Below are 20525 nucleotides of genomic sequence, written 5' to 3' on the forward strand. Positions count from 1 at the left end.
TTAGCCGATTTTGTTACGTTGCGCGAATGTGTAAAGATCCATCAGTGATTTACATTCTAATTTTTCCATCAGGCGACTTTTATACGTGCTGACAGTTTTGTTGCTGATGAACATTTTTTCCGCAATGTCATTATTGTCCTTGCCATCAAGAATATACCTCATGACACTAATTTCTTGTTTCGATAAGGAGTCGAGTTTTTGCTGGTCGGACGTTAAACTTCCAACAAACCGGTTGAGAGAGAAAGGGAAATAGCAGTAGCCATTTTTTGCAGCTTCAATAGCCGCAATGATATTGTTCATGCCTTCTTTTTTACTCACGAATCCATTAGCGCCTGCATCAGCACAATGTTTCCCGTAAAAATGGTCATTTTTAGCGGAGACGATAATAATAATTCCGCTATATTGGCGCTTCCTCAGCGTTTCTAACACCTGGATACCATTAACTCCGGGGATATCGACATCAATGATGACGATATCAGGTTTAAGTGTTTCCACCCGCTGAACGGCACTTCCTCCTTCAGTCAACTCCGCTAAGATTTCAATATCGTTTTTGATCAATAAATTACGAATTGCTGCGATAGCAAGAGGATGGTCATCAATAATTATTGCGTTCATAGATTATTCCCTTTGCAATGAAGCATCTCCCTTCTCCCTGTAGTAATACAGACATAAGGCATCATCTCATTTTCTCAATCAAAATAAGAAAATTTGAGCTTCCTTTAAGATAATTCAAAAAGTATACCATATAAATAGTCGGCATAAATGAAATGTCAACAATAAAATCAGGGATAATACCGCTAACTTATAGTTTCAAATGAGTACTATAAGGCTTCTTATTAATCCTACAGGCGTAAGAATTGTATTGCAAAAGTCACGGTTTAGTCCTCTGTTGTATCTTCTGCAACTCCTTTAAATTAGGCCTCCAACGTTCCTGGGATAATGTGTAACACATGCACTGTGTTTGATATGAAGAATGAATACTCTTTTCATTCAATTCATAAATTTCATCTATGCGAAATGAGAGACAATAGTGGAACAGATTAATTCAAATAAAAAACATTCTGACAGAAGAAAATATTTTGCTTTATTAGCAGTGGTTTTATTTATTGCGTTTTCAGGAGCCTATGCCTATTGGTCACTGGAATTAGAAGACATGATTAGTACAGATGACGCCTATGTTACGGGGAATGCTGATCCAATTTCTGCACAAGTCTCAGGCAGTGTCACTGTCGTTAATCATAAAGATACGAACTTTGTTCGGCAGGGTGACATTTTAGTTTCACTGGATAAAACTGATGCTACGATTGCACTCAATAAAGCTAAAAATAATCTGGCAAATATTGTGCGACAAACGAATAAACTATACTTACAGGATAAACAATACAGTGCCGAAGTCGCTTCAGCACGTATCCAGTATCAACAATCTTTAGAAGATTATAATCGTCGTGTGCCGCTAGCAAAGCAGGGGGTTATTTCAAAAGAAACGCTGGAGCACACCAAAGATACGTTAATAAGTAGCAAAGCGGCATTGAATGCAGCTATTCAGGCTTATAAAGCGAACAAAGCCTTAGTAATGAACACACCATTAAATCGCCAGCCACAAGTTGTTGAAGCTGCGGATGCAACCAAAGAAGCCTGGTTGGCGCTTAAACGTACGGATATTAAGAGTCCGGTTACTGGTTATATTGCCCAGCGAAGTGTGCAGGTTGGCGAAACAGTGAGTCCTGGACAATCGTTAATGGCTGTCGTACCGGCACGTCAAATGTGGGTTAATGCCAACTTTAAAGAAACACAACTCACGGATGTACGGATTGGTCAATCGGTTAATATAATCAGCGATCTTTATGGTGAAAATGTTGTGTTTCATGGTCGGGTGACAGGGATCAATATGGGAACCGGCAATGCGTTCTCCTTATTACCTGCACAAAATGCGACAGGGAACTGGATCAAAATCGTTCAGCGTGTACCGGTTGAGGTGTCTCTGGATCCAAAAGAACTCATGGAACATCCCTTGCGCATTGGTTTATCGATGACTGCAACCATTGATACCAGGAACGAAGACATTGCCGATATGCCTGATCTGGCTTCATCCGTGACGTCAATGCCTGCTTACACCAGTAAGGCCTTAGTTATCGATACCAGTCCGATAGAAAAAGAGATTAACAACATTATTTCTCATAATGGACAACTTTAATGGCAATCACTAAATCAACTCCGGCACCATTAACCGGTGGGACGTTATGGTGCGTCACTATTGCATTGTCATTAGCGACGTTTATGCAAATGTTGGACTCCACTATTTCTAACGTCGCAATACCCACAATATCTGGCTTTCTCGGAGCATCAACGGACGAAGGCACATGGGTTATCACATCGTTTGGCGTAGCAAATGCCATTGCGATCCCTGTTACCGGCAGGCTGGCACAAAGAATAGGCGAATTAAGGTTATTTTTACTATCAGTAACCTTCTTTTCGCTGTCTTCATTAATGTGTAGTCTTTCGACTAATCTTGATGTTCTTATATTTTTTAGAGTCGTCCAGGGATTAATGGCGGGGCCGTTAATTCCATTGTCACAGAGTTTATTATTAAGGAATTATCCGCCAGAAAAAAGAACATTTGCTTTGGCGTTATGGTCAATGACCGTAATTATCGCTCCGATTTGTGGGCCGATATTGGGTGGCTATATTTGTGATAACTTTAGTTGGGGATGGATATTTTTAATCAATGTCCCTATGGGGATTATCGTCCTGACATTATGTTTAACTTTACTTAAAGGAAGAGAAACTGAAACTTCACCGGTCAAAATGAATTTACCAGGGTTGACCCTGTTAGTGCTCGGTGTTGGTGGCTTGCAAATTATGCTTGATAAAGGGCGCGATCTGGATTGGTTTAACTCGAGTACAATCATAATATTAACAATAGTGTCAATTATTTCTCTGATCTCTTTAGTCATTTGGGAGTCGACCTCAGAGAACCCAATTCTTGACCTCAGTTTATTCAAGTCGCGTAATTTCACCATTGGTATTGTGTGTATCACATGCGCATATTTATTTTACTCTGGGGCGATTGTACTTATGCCGCAGTTGCTGCAGGAAACTATGGGGTATAATGCGATATGGGCCGGGCTTGCCTATGCGCCAATCGGCATAATGCCACTATTAATATCGCCTTTAATAGGACGTTATGGCAACAAAATTGATATGCGTGCATTGGTTACATTTAGTTTTTTGATGTATGCGGTTTGCTATTACTGGCGTTCTGTGACATTTATGCCAACGATTGATTTCACAGGCATCATTTTGCCACAGTTTTTCCAGGGATTCGCCGTTGCCTGTTTCTTTTTACCCTTAACAACGATTTCGTTTTCAGGGTTGCCAGATAATAAATTTGCCAATGCCTCGAGTATGAGTAATTTTTTTCGTACCCTGTCAGGATCAGTTGGTACGTCGTTGACAATGACGTTGTGGGGACGACGCGAATCGTTACACCATAGTCAGTTGACAGCAACCATCGATCAATTTAACCCCGTGTTTAATTCATCATCACAAATTATGGATAAATACTATGGTTCGCTTTCAGGGGTTCTTAATGAAATTAATAATGAAATAACCCAGCAGTCACTTTCTATTTCTGCAAATGAGATTTTCCGTATGGCGGCTATTGCTTTTATCTTACTTACAGTTTTAGTTTGGTTCGCGAGACCGCCGTTTACAGCGAAAGGCGTTGGGTGATGGTAAAAAGAGGAGGCTAGAGCAGGTAAGACCGCGGAATTTTGAGCCTGCACCATCACTTTATATGGATATTATCAGGCAGCATCGCTCACCCACGGAAAGGATGGCGATGCTGCGGTGAAACGTTATTAACGGCCTTTAGCCAGATATTGCTTCATCTCTTCTTCCGGCACCATTCCACCTCCTGTCGCCCACACCAGATGAGTGGCATTACGCAGTTGTTCTGCGCTGAAACCGTGCATCTGTTGGTAACTTACTGATGCACACACGCGCTGAGGTCCGGCCATACCCGCCAGTGCCGAAGGTTCAAGACGAATACCTTCTTCCTGCGCCAGCCAGCCAAGCATGTCATACATGGTTTGATCGCTAAGGGTATAGAAACCATCCAGCAGACGCTCCATTGCCCGCCCGACAAAGCCTGATGCGCGACCAACAGCAAGGCCATCCGCTGCGGTAAGGTTGTCGATACCAATATCCTGAACAGAAATCTGATCGTGTAATCCTGTATGGACGCCTAACAGCATACAAGGGGAGTGCGTTGGTTCGGCAAAAAAGCAGTGAACATGATCGCCAAATGCCAGTTTAAGCCCGAATGCGACGCCACCAGGACCACCGCCAACACCACACGGCAGATAGACAAACAGAGGGTTATCAGCATCGACAATACGACCTTGCTCGGCAAATTGCGCTTTAAGACGCTGGCCTGCGACGGAATACCCAAGGAACAACGTGCGGGAATTCTCGTCATCAATAAAGAAACAGTTCGGGTCAGACTGCGCGGCTTTACGTCCTTCCTCGACGGCAACACCATAATCTTGCTCATATTCCACGACCGTAACGCCATGGCTGCGCAGTTTCGCTTTTTTCCATGCCCGGGCATCAGCAGACATATGTACTGTCACCTTAAAGCCAATGCGGGCGCTCATAATGCCGATTGATAACCCCAGATTTCCGGTTGAGCCCACAGCAATGCTGTATTGGCTAAAGAACTGCTTAAACTCCGGAGAAAGCAGTTTGCTGTAGTCATCTTCAAGCGTCAGCAACCCTGCTTCCAGAGCCAGTTTTTCTGCATGTGCCAGGACTTCATAAATCCCGCCGCGTGCTTTTATGGAGCCGGAAATAGGCAAATGGCTATCTTTTTTCAGTAACAGTTGCCCGCTGATCGGTTGCTGATATTCCTTTTCCAGCCGTTTTTGCATAGCCGGAATGGCAACCAGTTCTGATTCAATAATCCCTCCAGAGGCAGCCGTTTCAGGAAATGCTTTTGCCAGATAGGGGGCAAAACGAGATAAGCGCGCATGGGCGTCTTGAACATCCTGTTCGGTCAGGCCAACATAAGGTAAACCTTCAGCCAATGAGGTCGTGCCAGGATTGAACCAGGTGGTTTCTTTAAGAGCAACCAGATCCTTTACCAACGGATACTGGGCGATGAGCGAGTTCATTTTAGCGTTTTCCATAGTACGTCTCTTTGCGCTTAGATGATAAATGACAGCAGGAATGTGCCCGCCAGAGCGACGACTGAAGCGATAAATGTCGCTGTCGTATAGTATTTATATGTTTCACTGAGCGTAGCGCCGCAAAATTGTTTCATCAGCCAGAAAAACGAGTCCGTAACGATCGTGCAGCCAATCGCAATAATTTCCGGGCTGATGTCTGGTTACAGCCACAGCACAATGATCCATATTTATATTTTTTCTCCGGGTGGGTGATGCCAGTCGGCATGTTTTACCTACTTGTCTGCCTGGTGACTCGTTGGCGAGAACAGAGGCGGAATTGGTTACAATTGTCCGGGAATTCTTGTTATTTTTTACTGTATTGTCGTGTCGGGTGATAGGACGTTAAGAATATCGCTGGATCTCGCCAGTGACGTCTGTTTCTGCTACAGTGCCCGTTTTACGGCAAACGGCTTGGGTATGGCTTCATTAAAGGATGTCGCACGCCTGGCGGGAGTGTCGATGATGACTGTCTCCCGGGTGATGCATAATGCAGAATCTGTGCGTCCTGCAACGCGTGACCGCGTATTGCAGGCAATCCAAACCCTGAATTATGTTCCTGATCTTTCCGCTCGTAAGATGCGCGCTCAGGGACGTAAGCCGTCGACTCTCGCCGTGCTGGCGCAGGATACTGCTACCACTCCTTTCTCTGTTGATATTCTGCTTGCCATTGAACAAACCGCCAGCGAGTTTGGCTGGAATAGTTTTTTAATCAATATTTTTTCTGAAGATGACGCTGCCCGCGCGGCACGTCAGCTGCTTGCCCTCCGTCCGGATGGCATTATCTATACTACAATGGGACTGAGGCATATCACGCTGCCTGAGTCTCTGCATGGTGAAAATATTGTATTGGCGAACTGTGTGGCGGATGACCCAGCGTTACCCAGTTATATCCCTGATGATTACACTGCCCAATATGAAGCAACACAGCATTTGCTCGCGGCGGGCTATCGTCAACCGTTATGCTTCTGGCTACCGGAAGGTGCGTTGGCAACAGGGTATCGTCGGCAGGGATTTGAGCAGGCCTGGCGTGATGCTGGACGAGATCTGGCTGAGGTGAAACAATTTCACATGGCCATAGGTGATGATCACTACACCGATCTCGCAAGTATACTCAATGCCCACTTCCAGTCTGGAAAACCAGATTTTGATGTTCTGATTTGTGGTAACGATCGCGCAGCCTTTGTGGCTTATCAGGTTCTTCTGGCGAAGGGGGTACGTATCCCGCAGGATGTCGCCGTAATGGGCTTTGATAATCTGGTTGGCGTCGGGCATCTGTTTTTACCGCCGCTGACCACAATTCAGCTTCCACATGACATTATCGGGCGGGAAGCTGCATTGCATATTATTGAAGGTCGTGAAGGGGGAAGGGTAACGCAGATCCCTTGCCCGCTGTTGCTCCGTTGTTCCACCTGATATTATGTTACCCCAGTTGCCAGAGTGCTCCATGTTGCAGCACGGCCACTCCGTGGGCGGCATAGAGCGACAGTTCCCGTTCTTCTGGCTGCGGATAGATTCGGCTACTCATCACAGCTTCCCCGTCGTTAATAAATACTTCCACGGATGATGTATCGATAAATATCCTTAGGGCGAGCGTGTCACGCTGCGGGAGGGGAATACTACGGTAACCATCTAAATTCTCGTGTGGGTAATACCGCCACAAAACAAGTCGCTCAGATTGGTTATCAATATACAGCCGCATTCCCGTGCCGAGCTGTAATCCGTAATGTTCGGCATCGCTGTTCTTCAGAGCCCAGTGCAACTGAATCTCAACCGCTTGCGCGTTTTCCTGCAAAACATATTTGTTGCTGATTGTGTGGGGAGAGATTGATTGATGCTGCTGGCGTAACGACTCAGCTTCGTGTACCGGGCGTTGTAGGAGTTTGCCATTGCTCTCAGATAGCTCGCGCGCCAGCGTCATGCAGCCTGCCCAGCCTTCACGTTTTGAGGGCATTGGCGATTCCCACATATCCATCCAGCCGATAACAATACGCCGACCATCCTTCGCTAAAAAGCTTTGTGGTGCATAAAAGTCATGCCCATTATCAAGTTCAGTAAAATGCCCGGATTGTGCAAAAAGTCGTCCTGGCGACCATATTCCGGGTATTACACCACTTTGAAAGCGATTTCGATAATTGTATCCCTCGGCATTCATTCCCTGCGGGGAAAACATCAGATAATGTTGATCGCCAAGGCTGAAAAAGTCCGGACATTCCCACATATAGCTTTCACCCGCATCAGCGTGGGCCAGTACGCGATCGAAAGTCCATTCACGCAATGAACTGCCGCGATAAAGCAGGATCTGTCCCGTGTTGCCTGGGTCTTTCGCCCCGACGACCATCCACCAGGTGTCGGCTTCACGCCACACTTTAGGATCGCGGAAGTGCATGATTCCTTCTGGTGGAGTGAGGATCACACCTTGTTTCTCGAAATGAATACCATCCCGGCTGGTAGCCAGACATTGTACTTCACGAATTGCATCGTCATTACCTGCACCATCGAGCCAGACGTGGCCGGTGTAGATAAGTGAGAGGACACCATTGTCATCAACAGCACTACCTGAAAAACACCCGTCTTTGTCATTCTCGTCTCCTGGCGCTAGCGCAATAGGCTCGTGCTGCCAGTGGATCATATCGTCGCTGGTGGCATGTCCCCAGTGCATTGGCCCCCAGTGTTCGCTCATCGGGTGATGCTGATAAAACGCGTGATAACGATTGTTAAACCAGATCAGGCCGTTTGGATCGTTCATCCACCCGGCTGGAGGCGCGAGGTGAAAATGGGGATAAAAAGTATTCCCCCGGCGCTCGTGAAGTTTTGCTAGTGCGTTTTGCGCCGCATGCAATCGAGATTGCGTCATTTTAATCATCCTGGTTAAGCAAATTTGGTGAATTGTTAACGTTAACTTTTATAAAAATAAAGCCCCTTATCTTTATAAATGTGATTAATATCACAAATGTTAACGTTAACTATGACGTTTTGTGATCGAATGTGCATGTTTTAGTAAATCCATGACGATTTTGCGAAAAAGAGGTTTATCACTATGCGTAAGTCAGATGAATTTGAGGGAAAAAAATGTCAGCCAAAGTATGGGTTTTAGGGGATGCGGTTGTCGATCTCTTGCCTGAATCAGACGGGCGCCTACTGCCTTGTCCTGGCGGCGCGCCAGCTAACGTTGCGGTGGGAATCGCCAGATTAGGCGGAATAAGTGGGTTTATAGGCCGGGTGGGTGATGATCCTTTTGGCGCGTTAATGCAAAGAACGCTGCTAACGGAGGGAGTCGATATCACGTATCTGAAGCAGGATGAATGGCACCGAACATCCACGGTGCTTGTCGATCTGAACGATCAGGGGGAACGTTCATTTACGTTTATGGTCCGCCCTAGTGCCGATCTTTTTTTAGAGACGACTGACTTGCCCTTCTGGCGACATGGCGAATGGTTACATCTCTGTTCTATTGCGTTGTCTGCTGAACCTTCGCGTACCAGCGCATTTACTGCGATGACGGCGATCCGGCATGCCGGAGGTTTTGTCAGCTTCGATCCCAATATTCGTGAAGATCTGTGGCAAGACGAGCATTTGCTCCGCTTGTGTTTGCGACAGGCGCTACAACTGGCGGATGTCGTCAAGCTCTCGGAAGAAGAATGGCGACTTATCAGCGGAAAAACACAGAACGATCGGGATATATGTGCTCTGGCAAAAGAGTATGAGATCGCCATGCTGTTGGTGACTAAAGGTGCAGAAGGGGTGGTGGTCTGTTATCGAGGACAAGTTCACCATTTTGCTGGAATGTCTGTGAATTGTGTCGATAGCACGGGGGCGGGAGATGCGTTCGTTGCCGGGTTACTCACAGGTCTTTCCTCTACAGGATTAGAGACCGATGAGAGAGAAATGCGACGAATTATCGATCTCGCTCAACGTTGCGGAGCGCTTGCAGTAACGGCGAAAGGGGCAATGACAGCGCTGCCATGTCGACAAGATCTGGAATAGTGAGAAATAAACGGCGAGGCCGTTCTTGTCTCTGAATAGGACGTGAATATTTTAACGACAGGCAGGTAATTATGGCACTGAATATACCATTCAGAAATGTGTACTATCGTTTTGCATCCAGTTACTCATTTCTCTTTTTTATTTCCTGGTCGCTGTGGTGGTCGTTATACGCTATTTGGCTGAAAGGACATCTAGGGTTGACTGGGACGGAATTAGGTACACTTTATTCGGTCAACCAGTTTACCAGTATTCTATTTATGATGGTCTACGGCATCGTCCAGGATAAACTCGGTCTGAAGAAACCGCTTATCTGGTGTATGAGTTTCATCCTGGTCTTGACCGGACCGTTTATGATTTACGTTTATGAACCGTTACTGCAAAGCAATTTTTCTGTAGGTCTAATTTTGGGGGCGCTCTTTTTTGGCTTGGGGTATCTGGCGGGCTGCGGTCTGCTTGATAGCTTCACCGAAAAAATGGCACGAAATTTTCATTTCGAATATGGAACAGCGCGCGCCTGGGGATCTTTTGGCTATGCGATTGGCGCGTTCTTTGCTGGCATATTTTTCAGTATCAGTCCCCATATCAACTTCTGGTTGGTTTCGCTATTTGGCGCTGTATTTATGATGATCAACATGCGTTTTAAATATCAGGATCAGCAGTGCGTAGCGGCAGATGCGGGAGGGGTAAAAAAAGAGGATTTTATTGCAGTTTTCAAGGATCGAAACTTCTGGATTTTCGTCATATTTATTGTGGGGACGTGGTCTTTCTATAACATTTTTGATCAACAGCTCTTTCCTGTTTTTTATGCAGGTTTATTCGAATCACACGATGTAGGAACGCGCCTGTATGGTTATCTCAACTCATTCCAGGTTGTACTCGAAGCGCTGTGCATGGCCATTATTCCTTTCTTTGTTAACCGGGTAGGGCCAAAAAATGCATTACTTATCGGTGTTGTGATTATGGCGTTGCGTATTCTTTCCTGCGCACTGTTCGTTAATCCCTGGATTATTTCATTAGTGAAGCTGTTACATGCCATTGAGGTTCCACTGTGTGTCATTTCCGTCTTCAAATACAGCGTGGCAAACTTTGATAAGCGCCTGTCGTCGACGATCTTTCTGATTGGTTTTCAAATTGCTAGTTCGTTGGGGATTGTGTTGCTTTCAACGCCGACTGGAATACTTTTTGACCATGCAGGTTACCAGACGGTTTTCTTCGTAATTTCGGGTATTGTCTGCCTGATGTTGTTATTTGGCATTTTCTTCCTGAGTAAAAAGCGTGAGCAAATGGTGATGGAAACGCCTGTACCTTCTGCAATATAGACGTAAACTCTTTCCGGTTGTTGTCGATAGCTCTATATCCCTCAACCGGAAAATAATAATACCAAAATGCTTAGCGCGGCTAATAATCGCCTAATCCAAACGCCTCATTCATGTTCTGGAACAGTCGCTCAAATGTACTCAGGATACGCGGTTCGCTGATTTCCAGGAAATTGTCGTAATTCAGCGACCTGTCCCGTGTATCACGGGCCTGCTAATCCATCAAGGAATGCATTGCGGAGTGAAGTATCGAGTCAAGCCAGATTTCGCGATCAGGATTCTGTGTGATGAATACATTGCCAGGCCCGGGGCTGTTTAGTCATCGCCGCACAGTGCTGAGATTTCAACCTGTTGCAGGGAAAATGAGTAGATTTAGGGCAAGTGTGCTGCCAAACCCAACTTTTACGCGGGGAAGGTAGATTTCGTTGGAAGGATAAATGGTGTCCCCTGCAGGAATCGAACCTGCAATTAGCCCTTAGGAGGGGCTCGTTATATCCATTTAACTAAGAGGACAATGCGGCATGAGTATACCCGCTAATGCTCAGCGGGGTAAGTACACTGCCGCTCGATTGCTTAAACCCTCGCCATTTATGCCGGGTTTTTATCATTTTTCTTAATGTTTTCCGCACGTTCTGCTTTTTGTCGTGCTTCTGCTTTGCGCTTGTTGCTCATGTCGTTACGGATCTGTGCATGACTCATTAACGCGAAGATAAAGGTGCCGCCGCAGATGTTTCCTGCCAGAGTAGGCAGCGCGAAGGGCCAGATGAAATCGCTCCAGTGCAGCGTGCCGTTAAATACCAGATAGAGGATTTCTACAGAACCGACAACGATGTGGGTGGTGTCTCCGAGGGCGATAAGCCAGGTCATTAATATAATCACTACAATCTTTGCCGCACCCGCTGCAGGAAACATCCATACCATAGTGGCGATCAGCCAGCCGGAAATGATCGCGTTGGCAAACATCTCACTGGGGGTGTTCTTCATCACATCCATGCCGATTTTTACAAATGCATCGCGAGTTTCTTCATTAAAGATAGGCATATATTCAAATGCCCACGCCGCAATACCTGTCCCGAGAATATTCCCCAGCAGCACGACGCCCCATAACCGCATAAGTAAGCCGACGTTGCTCATTGTCGGTTTTTGCATGACGGGTAGTACCGCAGTCACGGTGTTTTCAGTAAATAATTGCTGGCGGGCCATAATGACGATAATAAAGCCAAAGGTATAACCGAGATTCTCCAGCAAGAAACTGCCCGGCACGCCTTCCAGTTCGACATGAAATATCCCTTTTGCCAGTAGTGAAGCGCCCATCGACAGACCCGCCGCAATGGCTGACCACAGTAGCGCCATTGCGTCGCGTTCCAGCTCTTTTTCACCATCCTGGCGGATATGTTCATGAATTGCCATCGCCCGGGAGGGGAGTCGGTCTTCATCTATTTCTATTTTTTTGCCGCGTTCTTTTTCTTCGCTCTCAACTTCAATTTCGTCGCTGTGTTGATCAATTTTGTCGTTGTCCATGGTCTCTTCTCTTGAATTAGCACGTATAGCTAAAGCGTAGCGGCTTTTTTGCTCGCAACTGGCGGGAGTTACTCTGAAAATGTAGAAAAGGCTGTGTTTGCCTTTTTCTGTTTCTATAGAATCAAGTAGCCTACAGGGCGTCGATTACCAGGCTATGATCAAATCAGCAAATCAGGGCGTCTGGACATCAGTTGACGTGCTGTTACAATCGCCCACACCTAAACAGGCGGATACGGTATCGTTCCGTCATGGATGGCAAACTGCATAAGCCATAAAAAAACAGGGAGACATTTATGAAGCTTCGCCTGTCGGCGCTTGCTCTTGGAACTACGCTTCTGGTGGGGTGTGCGAGTTCCGGTACAGATCAGCAAGGGCGTTCTGACCCATTAGAAGGGTTCAACCGCACCATGTACAACTTCAACTTCAATGTATTAGACCCGTATATTGTTCGACCGGTCGCAGTCGCCTGGCGTGATTATGTTCCGCAACCGGCGCGTAACGGTTTGAGCAACTTTACCGGCAACCTTGAAGAACCTGCGGTGATGGTTAACTACTTCTTGCAGGGCGACCCTTATCAGGGGATGGTCCACTTTACCCGCTTTTTCCTGAACACTATTTTGGGGATGGGCGGCTTTATTGATGTTGCGGGGATGGCGAACCCGAAACTGCAACGGACTGAACCTCACCGCTTCGGTAGTACGCTTGGTCATTATGGCGTGGGGTATGGGCCGTACGTACAATTACCGTTCTACGGAAGCTTCACGCTGCGTGATGACGGCGGTGATATGGCGGATGGTCTTTACCCGGTACTTTCCTGGCTGACCTGGCCGATGTCCGTGGGTAAATGGACGCTTGAAGGTATCGAAACCCGTGCGCAACTGCTGGATTCCGACGGCCTGCTGCGTCAGTCGTCCGACCCATACATTATGGTGCGCGAAGCGTACTTCCAGCGTCATGATTTCATCGCCAATGGCGGCGAACTCAAACCGCAGGAAAACCCGAACGCGCAAGCGATTCAGGATGAGTTAAAAGATATCGATTCTGAATAAGAAACAAATAAAAAAGGTGAGTCGCAAAACTCACCTTTTTTGTTGTTATCCCTCAATTACCACAAGTAAAAGGAGACAAACCAACAATGACCCGGACGAAATTATGTAAAAATACTGATGTTCGTCACTGACTGTTTCCGATATTCAGACGTTGAAAAATCAAAAAACTGGACAAATAATTTTAATTATCATCAAAATTAACACCCAACGCAGATAGTTGTTTAATTTCACTTTGATATTTCATCTGGCGATTTTGAAGTCTTTTTTCAACTTTATCTTCGATTTCCTTAAACTGTTTATATTCATTTTGAGAATTGTCAACGTCAACTTCGTTAGCGAATAAAGTAGAAATTATTTCTTTTACATTATCGCGTCTAAATTTTGCATCGTCCACTTGAAAATTGTATCTTATTGCTCGACCTAAACGTTTAAAAACTTCGTTAGGTTCTCTCAGTCTTTCCCCGTTGAGCTCGTTTACAACCTGATGATCGGAACCTGTTGCGAATGATTCTGCCATGATAGCTTTACTGCTTTCAAACCACGCTGAAGCATTCCTGGCGTTTTTACTACAATATTGGGTGAGACTATCACCATTAATACGAATTCCTCTTTGAATGTGGTAGTCGTCCTGATCGTAGTAACCGAGAGATAAGTAATCATTTCCGTTTTTATTTTTAATTACAATAGCGAGAGAGTCGCCTTTTTTATCTTTACCGTACCAGGTAAATAAGTCCGTTGGTTCGCTTTTCCCGCTCTCATCAAATTCCGTTACCGTATGTCTGAGTTTGTGTGATATTTTATCGAAGATAAAACCAGGATTTCCATCATATATTTCTTTTATTGCGCTGAAGATCATTTCCTTGTTATGGATATCATGAGTATTCTCTACTACATTTTTACTGATGATGGTTTGACCGACTTTTTTATTTTCATCGTTTGCAGGTGATTTTGTTGGTTCTTGATTATTAATGCCAATAATACCATCATCAGTATATTCAGCATTATTTATATCATCATGAGTCTTCTCAACTATGTTGTCATTAATGATAGTACGGACGAGTTCTTTGTCTTTATAGTTCGCAGATAATTTTATTGGTTCTTGGTTGTCGATACCAATAGTAATATAGTCTGTATCATTGGAGCCAATATCAATATAAGTAACTGAGGAATTATTGATAATTATTCTATCAGGTTCACCGGTTCCTCGTATGGCATTTTTTATAAGCTCAAGTAGATGTTTAATACAGGTACTTATTCCTTCCTTGCCATTAAAAAGGTTTTTGAACTCTTGTACTAATCCATTAACTTCATTATTGTTATTTTCATTGGTGGATTCTGTGTAAGTAGGGCAGGTATTGTTGATTGAAACAGATGGTAGCATGATTTTATTCCACGTTGATTGATTTGTTGCAAATATATATTACCTGATAAAATAGACTATCAAAAAACGCTCATTTATTTAGAACCTATCTTTAATTTGAGTGTATGAGCGCATAATAGCCAGGGTGGTTTGAGTATCCTGGAAATTCAGAAAAGTAAACTCATTGAGAAGGACGAGCAGAACGCCTGATAATATGCCTTTCCCTTGACGTCTGTCTGCGGATAACGCTTACAGATTTGCAAGGGCAAGCTGCCATCAGGCTGTTTGCAAAACTCAGGAGGCAAGCAATGAGGAAACTACTTTCGGTGAAGAGAGGGAGTTAAAGTCACCTGCATAGCAGGTGACTTTAACTAAGCTAACGCGTTATCAGAACGCGTAGTTAAAGTTCGTCCCGAACAGCCAGGCTTTACCTTCAGACTCGAACTGATATGGCCCTTCGTTAATTTTCACGCTCTGGCCGTGCATATAAGAAACACCAACGTCGACTGAAGCATCTTTATTAAATGCGTAAGTCGTACCTGCACTCAGCCAGAAACGGTCCTGGTCCGGAATGGAGATAGAACGATTCTGTGCCGGAACTGGGCTGTCATCGAAGGCGATACCGGTACGGAAGGTCCAGTTATCATCGTAGTAATAAGTGGTACCCAATGCGATGCGGTAAGCATCTTTAAAGCCTTCATGTTTCTGGAACAGCGTGTCGCCACTCGTTGATGTCGCTTTCAGTTGCTGGAACTGACTCCAGCTGGTGTAAGCCAGGCTATAGTGAATTGCCCACTGCGGATCAACACGGTTATAACCCGACACTTCCCACATTTCAGGCAGGTTCAGCGTCAGATAACCCGACTGCGTTGCGCCACCTGTCGCGGTAGGAATTGGCAAACCGTAGTTATTAAAAGCCGGGTTAAGATCGCTGCTGTAGTTACCCTTGAAGTCAATTTTCACTTCAGAGCGGTAGGTCAATGCGTAGCGGTTGTTTTTATCCAGTTCGTACAGGATCCCGGCGTTCCAGCCAAAGCCCCACTGGTTACCGTTCAGGTGAGCGATTTTGGTATTACTGTCGATGCCGTTGGCGGTAGCTGCTAATGCTTGCCCCTGAGGAGTCTGCCTAGCAGGAGATTGCATAATCTGACCAGCCACCAGCTGCCCCAGATCGCCTGCGAAACGTTCAATTTTCGCGCGAGCGTAGACGGCGTTGAAACCAAGACCAAAGCTCCATGCATTATTTAAGCGATACGCACCGCTTAAGTTCAGGTTCATGGTTTCAAGGTCGGTGGTACCCCCGACAGAGCCGCCTGCATAAGTATCGTTAAACTCTGTTGCCAGGCCATAGTTAGAGGTAATAGAAGCGCCCCAACCAAATTGGTCGTTAATCGGTGCAACAAAGTGCATATTCGGAACCCATGCCGTAGGCGCGATATTATCGGCTTTCAGGCTACGACCAGACGGAGACGTTCCGCTGATATTTACGTCCGGATCTATATAAACCGCACCCGCAGAAAATGTCGGGCGGTCAAACATGGTAATCAACGCGGGGTTACGGCTGACGTTACCTGCATCATCGGCAATAGCGCCTTCCCCTGAATAAGCCCGGCCCAGGCCAGAGGAAGAAAATTCGTTTAACTGAAAGCCTGCCGACCAGGCCTGGGTGGAGATAAGTGCCACTGCGACTGCGATAGCAGACTTTGTAAACAGGGTTTTCTGGCTCATGACCATAACCTCAATGATTTATTTTTATACAAACTATGTTACGTACTGTAACAGGAGCGCGAAGTGTAGGGTCTGAGGTACATCTTAGAAATCAGACCAGTGGCGAGAGTATAGGTCGGACCAGATGGAATGTTGCAAGTATGTTTCTATATTTTTTCAAATATGATCTAAGAAACGCGATCCAGCTGGCAAAATTTGGAGGTGGCGCACTCATGGATTCGGGTGAATTTTGTTTTAGATCATTTTTAAGTGTGATTTCGGTCACTTATCCGATTTTGCAGAATTAACAACTGGAGCAGTACTTTCCGGAAGCGTAAAATATCCCCAACGTTTATCTGGCACCTTAGGTGCACATACAGAGGAAATCAACGATGAGTAAATGTAGTGCTGATGAAACCCCGGTTTGCTGCTGTATGGATGTTGGCACCATTATGGACAACTCCGACTGCACCGCGTCTTACAGCCGCGTGTTTGCAAACCGCGCAGAAGCAGAACAAACGCTGGCGGCGCTGACTGAAAAAGCCCGTAGCGTTGAATCCGAACCTTGCAAAATCACCCCGACTTTCACTGAAGAGTCTGACGGTGTGCGCCTGGATATCGATTTCACTTTTGCCTGCGAAGCTGAAATGTTGATCTTCCAGCTGGGTCTGCGTTAATTCCTCTCGGGTATATACGCCCCTGTCAGTTCATGGCGGGGGCGTTTTTATTTTCTCTTCCTCTTTTCTCTCTGTGTCATAGCTCCCACTTTCCCTTTTCTCCACTTGGCTAAATGTAAAAAAATGGTTAAGACTATGATCAGGTCAGACCACTTTATTTATTTTTTTACAGGGGAGTGTTATGGGTCAGGTTTTACCGCTGATTACCCGCCAGGGCGATCGTATCGCCATTGTTAGCGGCTTACGTACGCCTTTTGCCCGTCAGGCGACGGCTTTTCATGGCATTCCCGCTGTTGATTTGGGGAAGATGGTCGTAGGCGAATTGCTGGCACGCAGCGAGATCCCCGCCGAAGTGATTGAACAACTTGTTTTTGGTCAGGTCGTACAAATGCCTGAAGCCCCCAACATTGCGCGTGAAATTGTTCTTGGCACCGGAATGAATGTCCATACCGATGCTTACAGCGTCAGCCGCGCTTGTGCTACCAGTTTTCAGGCGGTTGCAAACGTCGCCGAAAGCCTGATGGCGGGAACTATTCGTGCGGGGATTGCCGGCGGGGCAGATTCCTCTTCCGTATTGCCCATTGGTGTTAGTAAAAAACTGGCGCGCGTGTTGGTGGATGTCAACAAAGCCCGCACGATGAGCCAACGACTGAAACTTTTTTCTCGCCTGCGTTTGCGTGACTTAATGCCCGTACCGCCTGCGGTGGCGGAGTATTCCACAGGCTTGCGGATGGGCGACACCGCCGAACAAATGGCGAAAACCTACGGTATTACTCGCGAACAGCAAGATGCGCTGGCGCACCGTTCACATCAGCGTGCTGCTCAGGCATGGTCAGAAGGTAAACTCAAAGAAGAGGTAATGACCGCCTACGTTCCTCCTTATAAACAACCGCTCGCGGAAGACAACAATATTCGCGGCAATTCCACGCTTGCTGATTACGCAAAGCTGCGTCCGGCGTTTGATCGCAAACACGGGACGGTAACGGCAGCAAACAGTACACCGCTGACCGATGGCGCAGCGGCGGTGATCCTGATGACTGAATCGCGGGCGAAAGAATTGGGCCTGGTGCCGCTGGGATATCTGCGTAGCTACGCATTTACCGCTATTGATGTCTGGCAGGACATGTTGCTCGGCCCGGCCTGGTCAACGCCGCTGGCGCTGGAACGCGCTGGATTGACGATGGCCGATCTGACATTGATTGACATGCACGAAGCCTTTGCCGCCCAGACGCTGGCTAATATTCAGTTGCTTGGCAGCGAACGTTTTGCGCGCGACGTACTGGGGCGTTCCCATGCTACTGGTGAAGTGGACGATAGTAAATTTAACGTGCTTGGTGGTTCCATTGCGTACGGGCATCCCTTCGCAGCGACTGGAGCGCGGATGATTACCCAGACATTGCATGAGCTTCGCCGTCGCGGTGGTGGATTTGGTTTAGTGACCGCCTGTGCTGCGGGTGGGCTTGGCGCAGCAATGGTTCTGGAGGCGGAATAATGGAAATGGCATCAGCTTTTACTCTTAATGTTCGTCTGGACAACATTGCAGTCATCACCATCGACGTTCCCGGTGAGAAAATGAATACCCTGAAGGCGGAGTTTGCCTCGCAGGTGCGCGCCATTATTAAGCAACTTCGCGAAAACAAAGAATTACGTGGAGTTGTATTTATCTCAGCGAAACCGGACAACTTTATCGCCGGAGCAGACATCAACATGATCGGCAACTGCAAAACGGTGCAAGAAGCGGAAGAGCTGGCGCGGCAGGGGCAACAGTTAATGGCGGAGATTCATGCTCTGCCTGTTCCGGTTATCGCGGCTATTCATGGCGCTTGCCTGGGGGGCGGGCTGGAACTGGCACTGGCGTGTCATGGCCGCGTCTGCAGTGACGATCCTAAAACGGTGCTTGGCTTGCCGGAAGTTCAGCTTGGATTATTGCCAGGTTCAGGCGGCACCCAGCGTTTACCGCGCCTGATAGGTGTCAGCACAGCATTAGAGATGATCCTCACTGGAAAACAACTTCGGGCGAAACAGGCATTAAAGCTGGGGCTGGTGGATGACGTCGTTCCGCAATCCATTTTACTGGAATCCGCCGTTGAGTTGGCAAAGCATGATCGACTATCTTCCCGCCCGCTACCTGTACGCGAGCGCATTCTGGCGGGGCCGCTAGGTCGTGCACTGTTGTTCAAAATGGTCGGCAAGAAAACAGAGCAGAAAACTCAGGGGAACTATCCGGCGACAAAACGCATTCTTGAAGTCATCGAAACCGGATTAGCGCAAGGCACCAGCAGCGGCTATGACGCGGAAGCCCGTGCCTTTGGTGAACTGGCGATGACACCACAATCGCAGGCTCTGCGTAGTATCTTTTTTGCCAGTACGGAAGTGAAGAAAGATCCCGGCAGTGATGCGCCGCCTGCGCCATTAAACAGCGTGGGGATTCTCGGTGGTGGCTTGATGGGGGGCGGTATTGCTTATGTTACTGCTTGTAAAGCGGGCTTGCCGGTCAGAATTAAAGATATCAACCCGCAGGGCATAAATCATGCATTGAAGTACAGTTGGGATCAGTTGGAGGGCAAAGTGCGCCGCCGACATCTCAAAGCCAGCGAACGTGACAAACAGCTGGCATTAATTTCGGGAACAACGGATTATCGCGGCTTTGCCCATCGTGACTTAATTATTGAAGCGGTGTTTGAAAATCTCGAATTAAAACAAAAGATGGTGGCGGAAGTAGAGGAAAATTGCGCCACTCATACCATCTTCGCTTCGAATACGTCATCTTTACCAATTAGTGATATTGCCGCTCACGCCTCGCGGCCGGAGCAGGTTATCGGTCTTCATTTCTTCAGCCCGGTAGAAAAAATGCCGCTGGTGGAGATCATTCCCCATGCGGGGACCTCGGCGCAAACCATCGCTACAACGGTAAAACTGGCGAAAAAACAGGGAAAAACGCCAATTGTTGTGCGTGACAAAGCCGGGTTTTATGTCAATCGCATTTTAGCGCCTTACATCAATGAAGCTATCCGCATGTTGACTGAAGGTGAACGGGTTGAGCATATCGATGCCGCACTGGTCAAGTTTGGTTTTCCGGTGGGACCAATCCAACTTTTGGATGAGGTAGGAATCGACACCGGGACTAAAATTATTCCTGTACTGGAAGCCGCTTATGGAGAACGTTTTAGCGCGCCTGCAAATGTTGTTTCTTCAATTTTGAATGACGATCGCAAAGGCAGAAAAAATGGTCGGGGTTTCTATCTTTATGGGCCGAAAGGGCGTAAAAGCAAAAAACAGGTCGATCCTGCTATTTATCCGCTGATTGGCGCGCAAGGGCAGGGGCGACTCTCCGCACCGCAGGTTACTGAACGGTGTGTGATGATGATGCTGAATGAAGCAGTACGTTGTCTGGACGAGCAGGTTATCCGTAGCGTGCGTGACGGGGATATCGGCGCGGTATTTGGAATTGGGTTTCCGCCGTTTCTCGGTGGCCCATTTCGCTATATCGACGCTCTCGGTGCGGCAGAAGTGGTTGCAATAATGCAACGTCTGACCGCGCGGTACGGTTCTCGTTTTACCCCTTGCGATCGTTTAGTTGAGATGAGCGAGCGTGGGGAAAGTTTTTGGAAAACAACTGCAACTGACCTGCAATAAGAAGGTCAAAGTTATATGAATCCGCGCTGAATGGCGGAGCGTTGGTC

General features: G+C 46.9%; 15 protein-coding genes, 1 tRNA gene and 1 pseudogene. 9 read left to right on the forward strand and 8 right to left on the reverse strand.

Features of this window, described 5'->3' with window-relative positions; translation table 11 throughout:
* A complete protein-coding gene (evgA, locus tag AABJ99_RS07440; protein WP_000991370.1) occupies positions 1-615 on the reverse strand; it encodes an acid-sensing system DNA-binding response regulator EvgA in 615 nt (204 codons plus the stop codon).
* Positions 616-1030: 415 nt separating this feature from the next.
* Here evgA and emrK point away from each other — a divergent pair, with 415 nt between their 5' ends.
* Both emrK and emrY read left to right on the forward strand, forming a co-directional pair.
* Complete coding sequence (gene emrK, locus AABJ99_RS07445) at positions 1031-2194, forward strand: multidrug efflux MFS transporter periplasmic adaptor subunit EmrK (protein ID WP_000435154.1); 1164 nt, start codon at positions 1031-1033, stop codon at positions 2192-2194.
* Entirely contained in the window at positions 2194-3732 is a 1539-nt protein-coding gene (emrY, locus tag AABJ99_RS07450) for a multidrug efflux MFS transporter permease subunit EmrY (RefSeq protein WP_039020914.1), read from the forward strand. Before emrK ends, emrY begins: the two co-directional genes overlap by 1 nt.
* Before the next feature lie 128 nt (positions 3733-3860).
* Here the strand turns inward: emrY and dsdA are convergent, their stop codons facing one another.
* Together dsdA and AABJ99_RS07460 are read right to left on the reverse strand one after the other, a co-directional pair.
* The gene (dsdA, locus tag AABJ99_RS07455; RefSeq protein ID WP_039020913.1) at positions 3861-5189 is read right to left on the reverse strand and encodes a D-serine ammonia-lyase; all 1329 of its coding nucleotides are present in this window, start codon (positions 5187-5189) and stop codon (positions 3861-3863) included.
* A 17-nt stretch (positions 5190-5206) separates the two neighbouring features.
* Positions 5207-5389: pseudogene (locus tag AABJ99_RS07460) on the reverse strand (D-serine transporter DsdX); the annotation flags it as partial.
* A gap of 256 nt (positions 5390-5645) precedes the next feature.
* On the opposite strand from AABJ99_RS07460, the gene AABJ99_RS07465 reads away from it, so the two are divergent.
* Positions 5646-6641 (forward strand): LacI family DNA-binding transcriptional regulator, encoded by a 996-nt coding sequence (locus AABJ99_RS07465; RefSeq protein ID WP_001354799.1) that lies wholly within the window; start codon positions 5646-5648, stop codon positions 6639-6641.
* 7 nt (positions 6642-6648) lie between these two features.
* Here AABJ99_RS07465 and cscA read toward each other — a convergent pair whose 3' ends face one another.
* Positions 6649-8082 carry a sucrose-6-phosphate hydrolase gene (gene cscA, locus AABJ99_RS07470; protein WP_000194536.1) on the reverse strand — a complete coding sequence of 478 codons (1434 nt, stop codon included), beginning with the start codon at positions 8080-8082 and terminating at the stop codon, positions 6649-6651.
* A 215-nt stretch (positions 8083-8297) separates the two neighbouring features.
* On the opposite strand from cscA, the gene AABJ99_RS07475 reads away from it, so the two are divergent.
* Both AABJ99_RS07475 and AABJ99_RS07480 read left to right on the forward strand, forming a co-directional pair.
* Positions 8298-9212 carry an aminoimidazole riboside kinase gene (locus tag AABJ99_RS07475; RefSeq protein WP_001274880.1) on the forward strand — a complete coding sequence of 305 codons (915 nt, stop codon included), beginning with the start codon at positions 8298-8300 and terminating at the stop codon, positions 9210-9212.
* Between the two features lie 71 nt (positions 9213-9283).
* Positions 9284-10531, forward strand: coding sequence for an oligosaccharide MFS transporter (locus AABJ99_RS07480; protein ID WP_001197033.1), 1248 nt, complete (start codon positions 9284-9286; stop codon positions 10529-10531).
* A 435-nt stretch (positions 10532-10966) separates the two neighbouring features.
* On the opposite strand, the gene AABJ99_RS07490 is transcribed toward AABJ99_RS07480, so the two are convergent.
* Together AABJ99_RS07490 and yfdC are read right to left on the reverse strand one after the other, a co-directional pair.
* Positions 10967-11041, reverse strand: a tRNA-Arg gene (locus AABJ99_RS07490).
* Positions 11042-11116: 75 nt separating this feature from the next.
* On the reverse strand, positions 11117-12049 hold the full coding sequence (yfdC, locus tag AABJ99_RS07495) for a formate/nitrite transporter family protein (protein ID WP_000368131.1): 933 nt from the start codon (positions 12047-12049) through the stop codon (positions 11117-11119).
* 293 nt (positions 12050-12342) lie between these two features.
* Between yfdC and mlaA the strand changes: the two genes are divergently transcribed.
* Positions 12343-13098: a phospholipid-binding lipoprotein MlaA gene (gene mlaA, locus AABJ99_RS07500; protein ID WP_000776770.1), complete on the forward strand. Its 756-nt coding sequence runs from the start codon at positions 12343-12345 to the stop codon at positions 13096-13098.
* Positions 13099-13279: 181 nt separating this feature from the next.
* On the opposite strand, the gene AABJ99_RS07505 is transcribed toward mlaA, so the two are convergent.
* Together AABJ99_RS07505 and fadL are read right to left on the reverse strand one after the other, a co-directional pair.
* Positions 13280-14479, reverse strand: a complete 1200-nt coding sequence (locus AABJ99_RS07505) for a hypothetical protein (RefSeq protein ID WP_039020344.1) — start codon at positions 14477-14479, stop codon at positions 13280-13282.
* 366 nt (positions 14480-14845) lie between these two features.
* The gene (gene fadL / locus AABJ99_RS07510; RefSeq protein ID WP_338387525.1) at positions 14846-16186 is read right to left on the reverse strand and encodes a long-chain fatty acid transporter FadL; all 1341 of its coding nucleotides are present in this window, start codon (positions 16184-16186) and stop codon (positions 14846-14848) included.
* Between the two features lie 371 nt (positions 16187-16557).
* On the opposite strand from fadL, the gene yfcZ reads away from it, so the two are divergent.
* The 3 genes from yfcZ (at position 16558) to fadJ (ending at position 20478) form a co-directional block, all read left to right on the forward strand.
* Entirely contained in the window at positions 16558-16842 is a 285-nt protein-coding gene (gene yfcZ / locus AABJ99_RS07515; protein WP_001296261.1) for a YfcZ/YiiS family protein, read from the forward strand.
* Between the two features lie 181 nt (positions 16843-17023).
* Positions 17024-18334, forward strand: a complete 1311-nt coding sequence (gene fadI, locus AABJ99_RS07520; protein WP_032303470.1) for an acetyl-CoA C-acyltransferase FadI — start codon at positions 17024-17026, stop codon at positions 18332-18334.
* Positions 18334-20478 carry a fatty acid oxidation complex subunit alpha FadJ gene (fadJ, locus tag AABJ99_RS07525; protein WP_039020345.1) on the forward strand — a complete coding sequence of 715 codons (2145 nt, stop codon included), beginning with the start codon at positions 18334-18336 and terminating at the stop codon, positions 20476-20478. The genes fadI and fadJ overlap by 1 nt, the downstream gene beginning before the upstream one ends.
* Positions 20479-20525: the final 47 nt, after the last annotated feature.

This window comes from Escherichia coli, assembly GCF_036503815.1.
Classification (GTDB): domain Bacteria; phylum Pseudomonadota; class Gammaproteobacteria; order Enterobacterales; family Enterobacteriaceae; genus Escherichia; species Escherichia coli_F.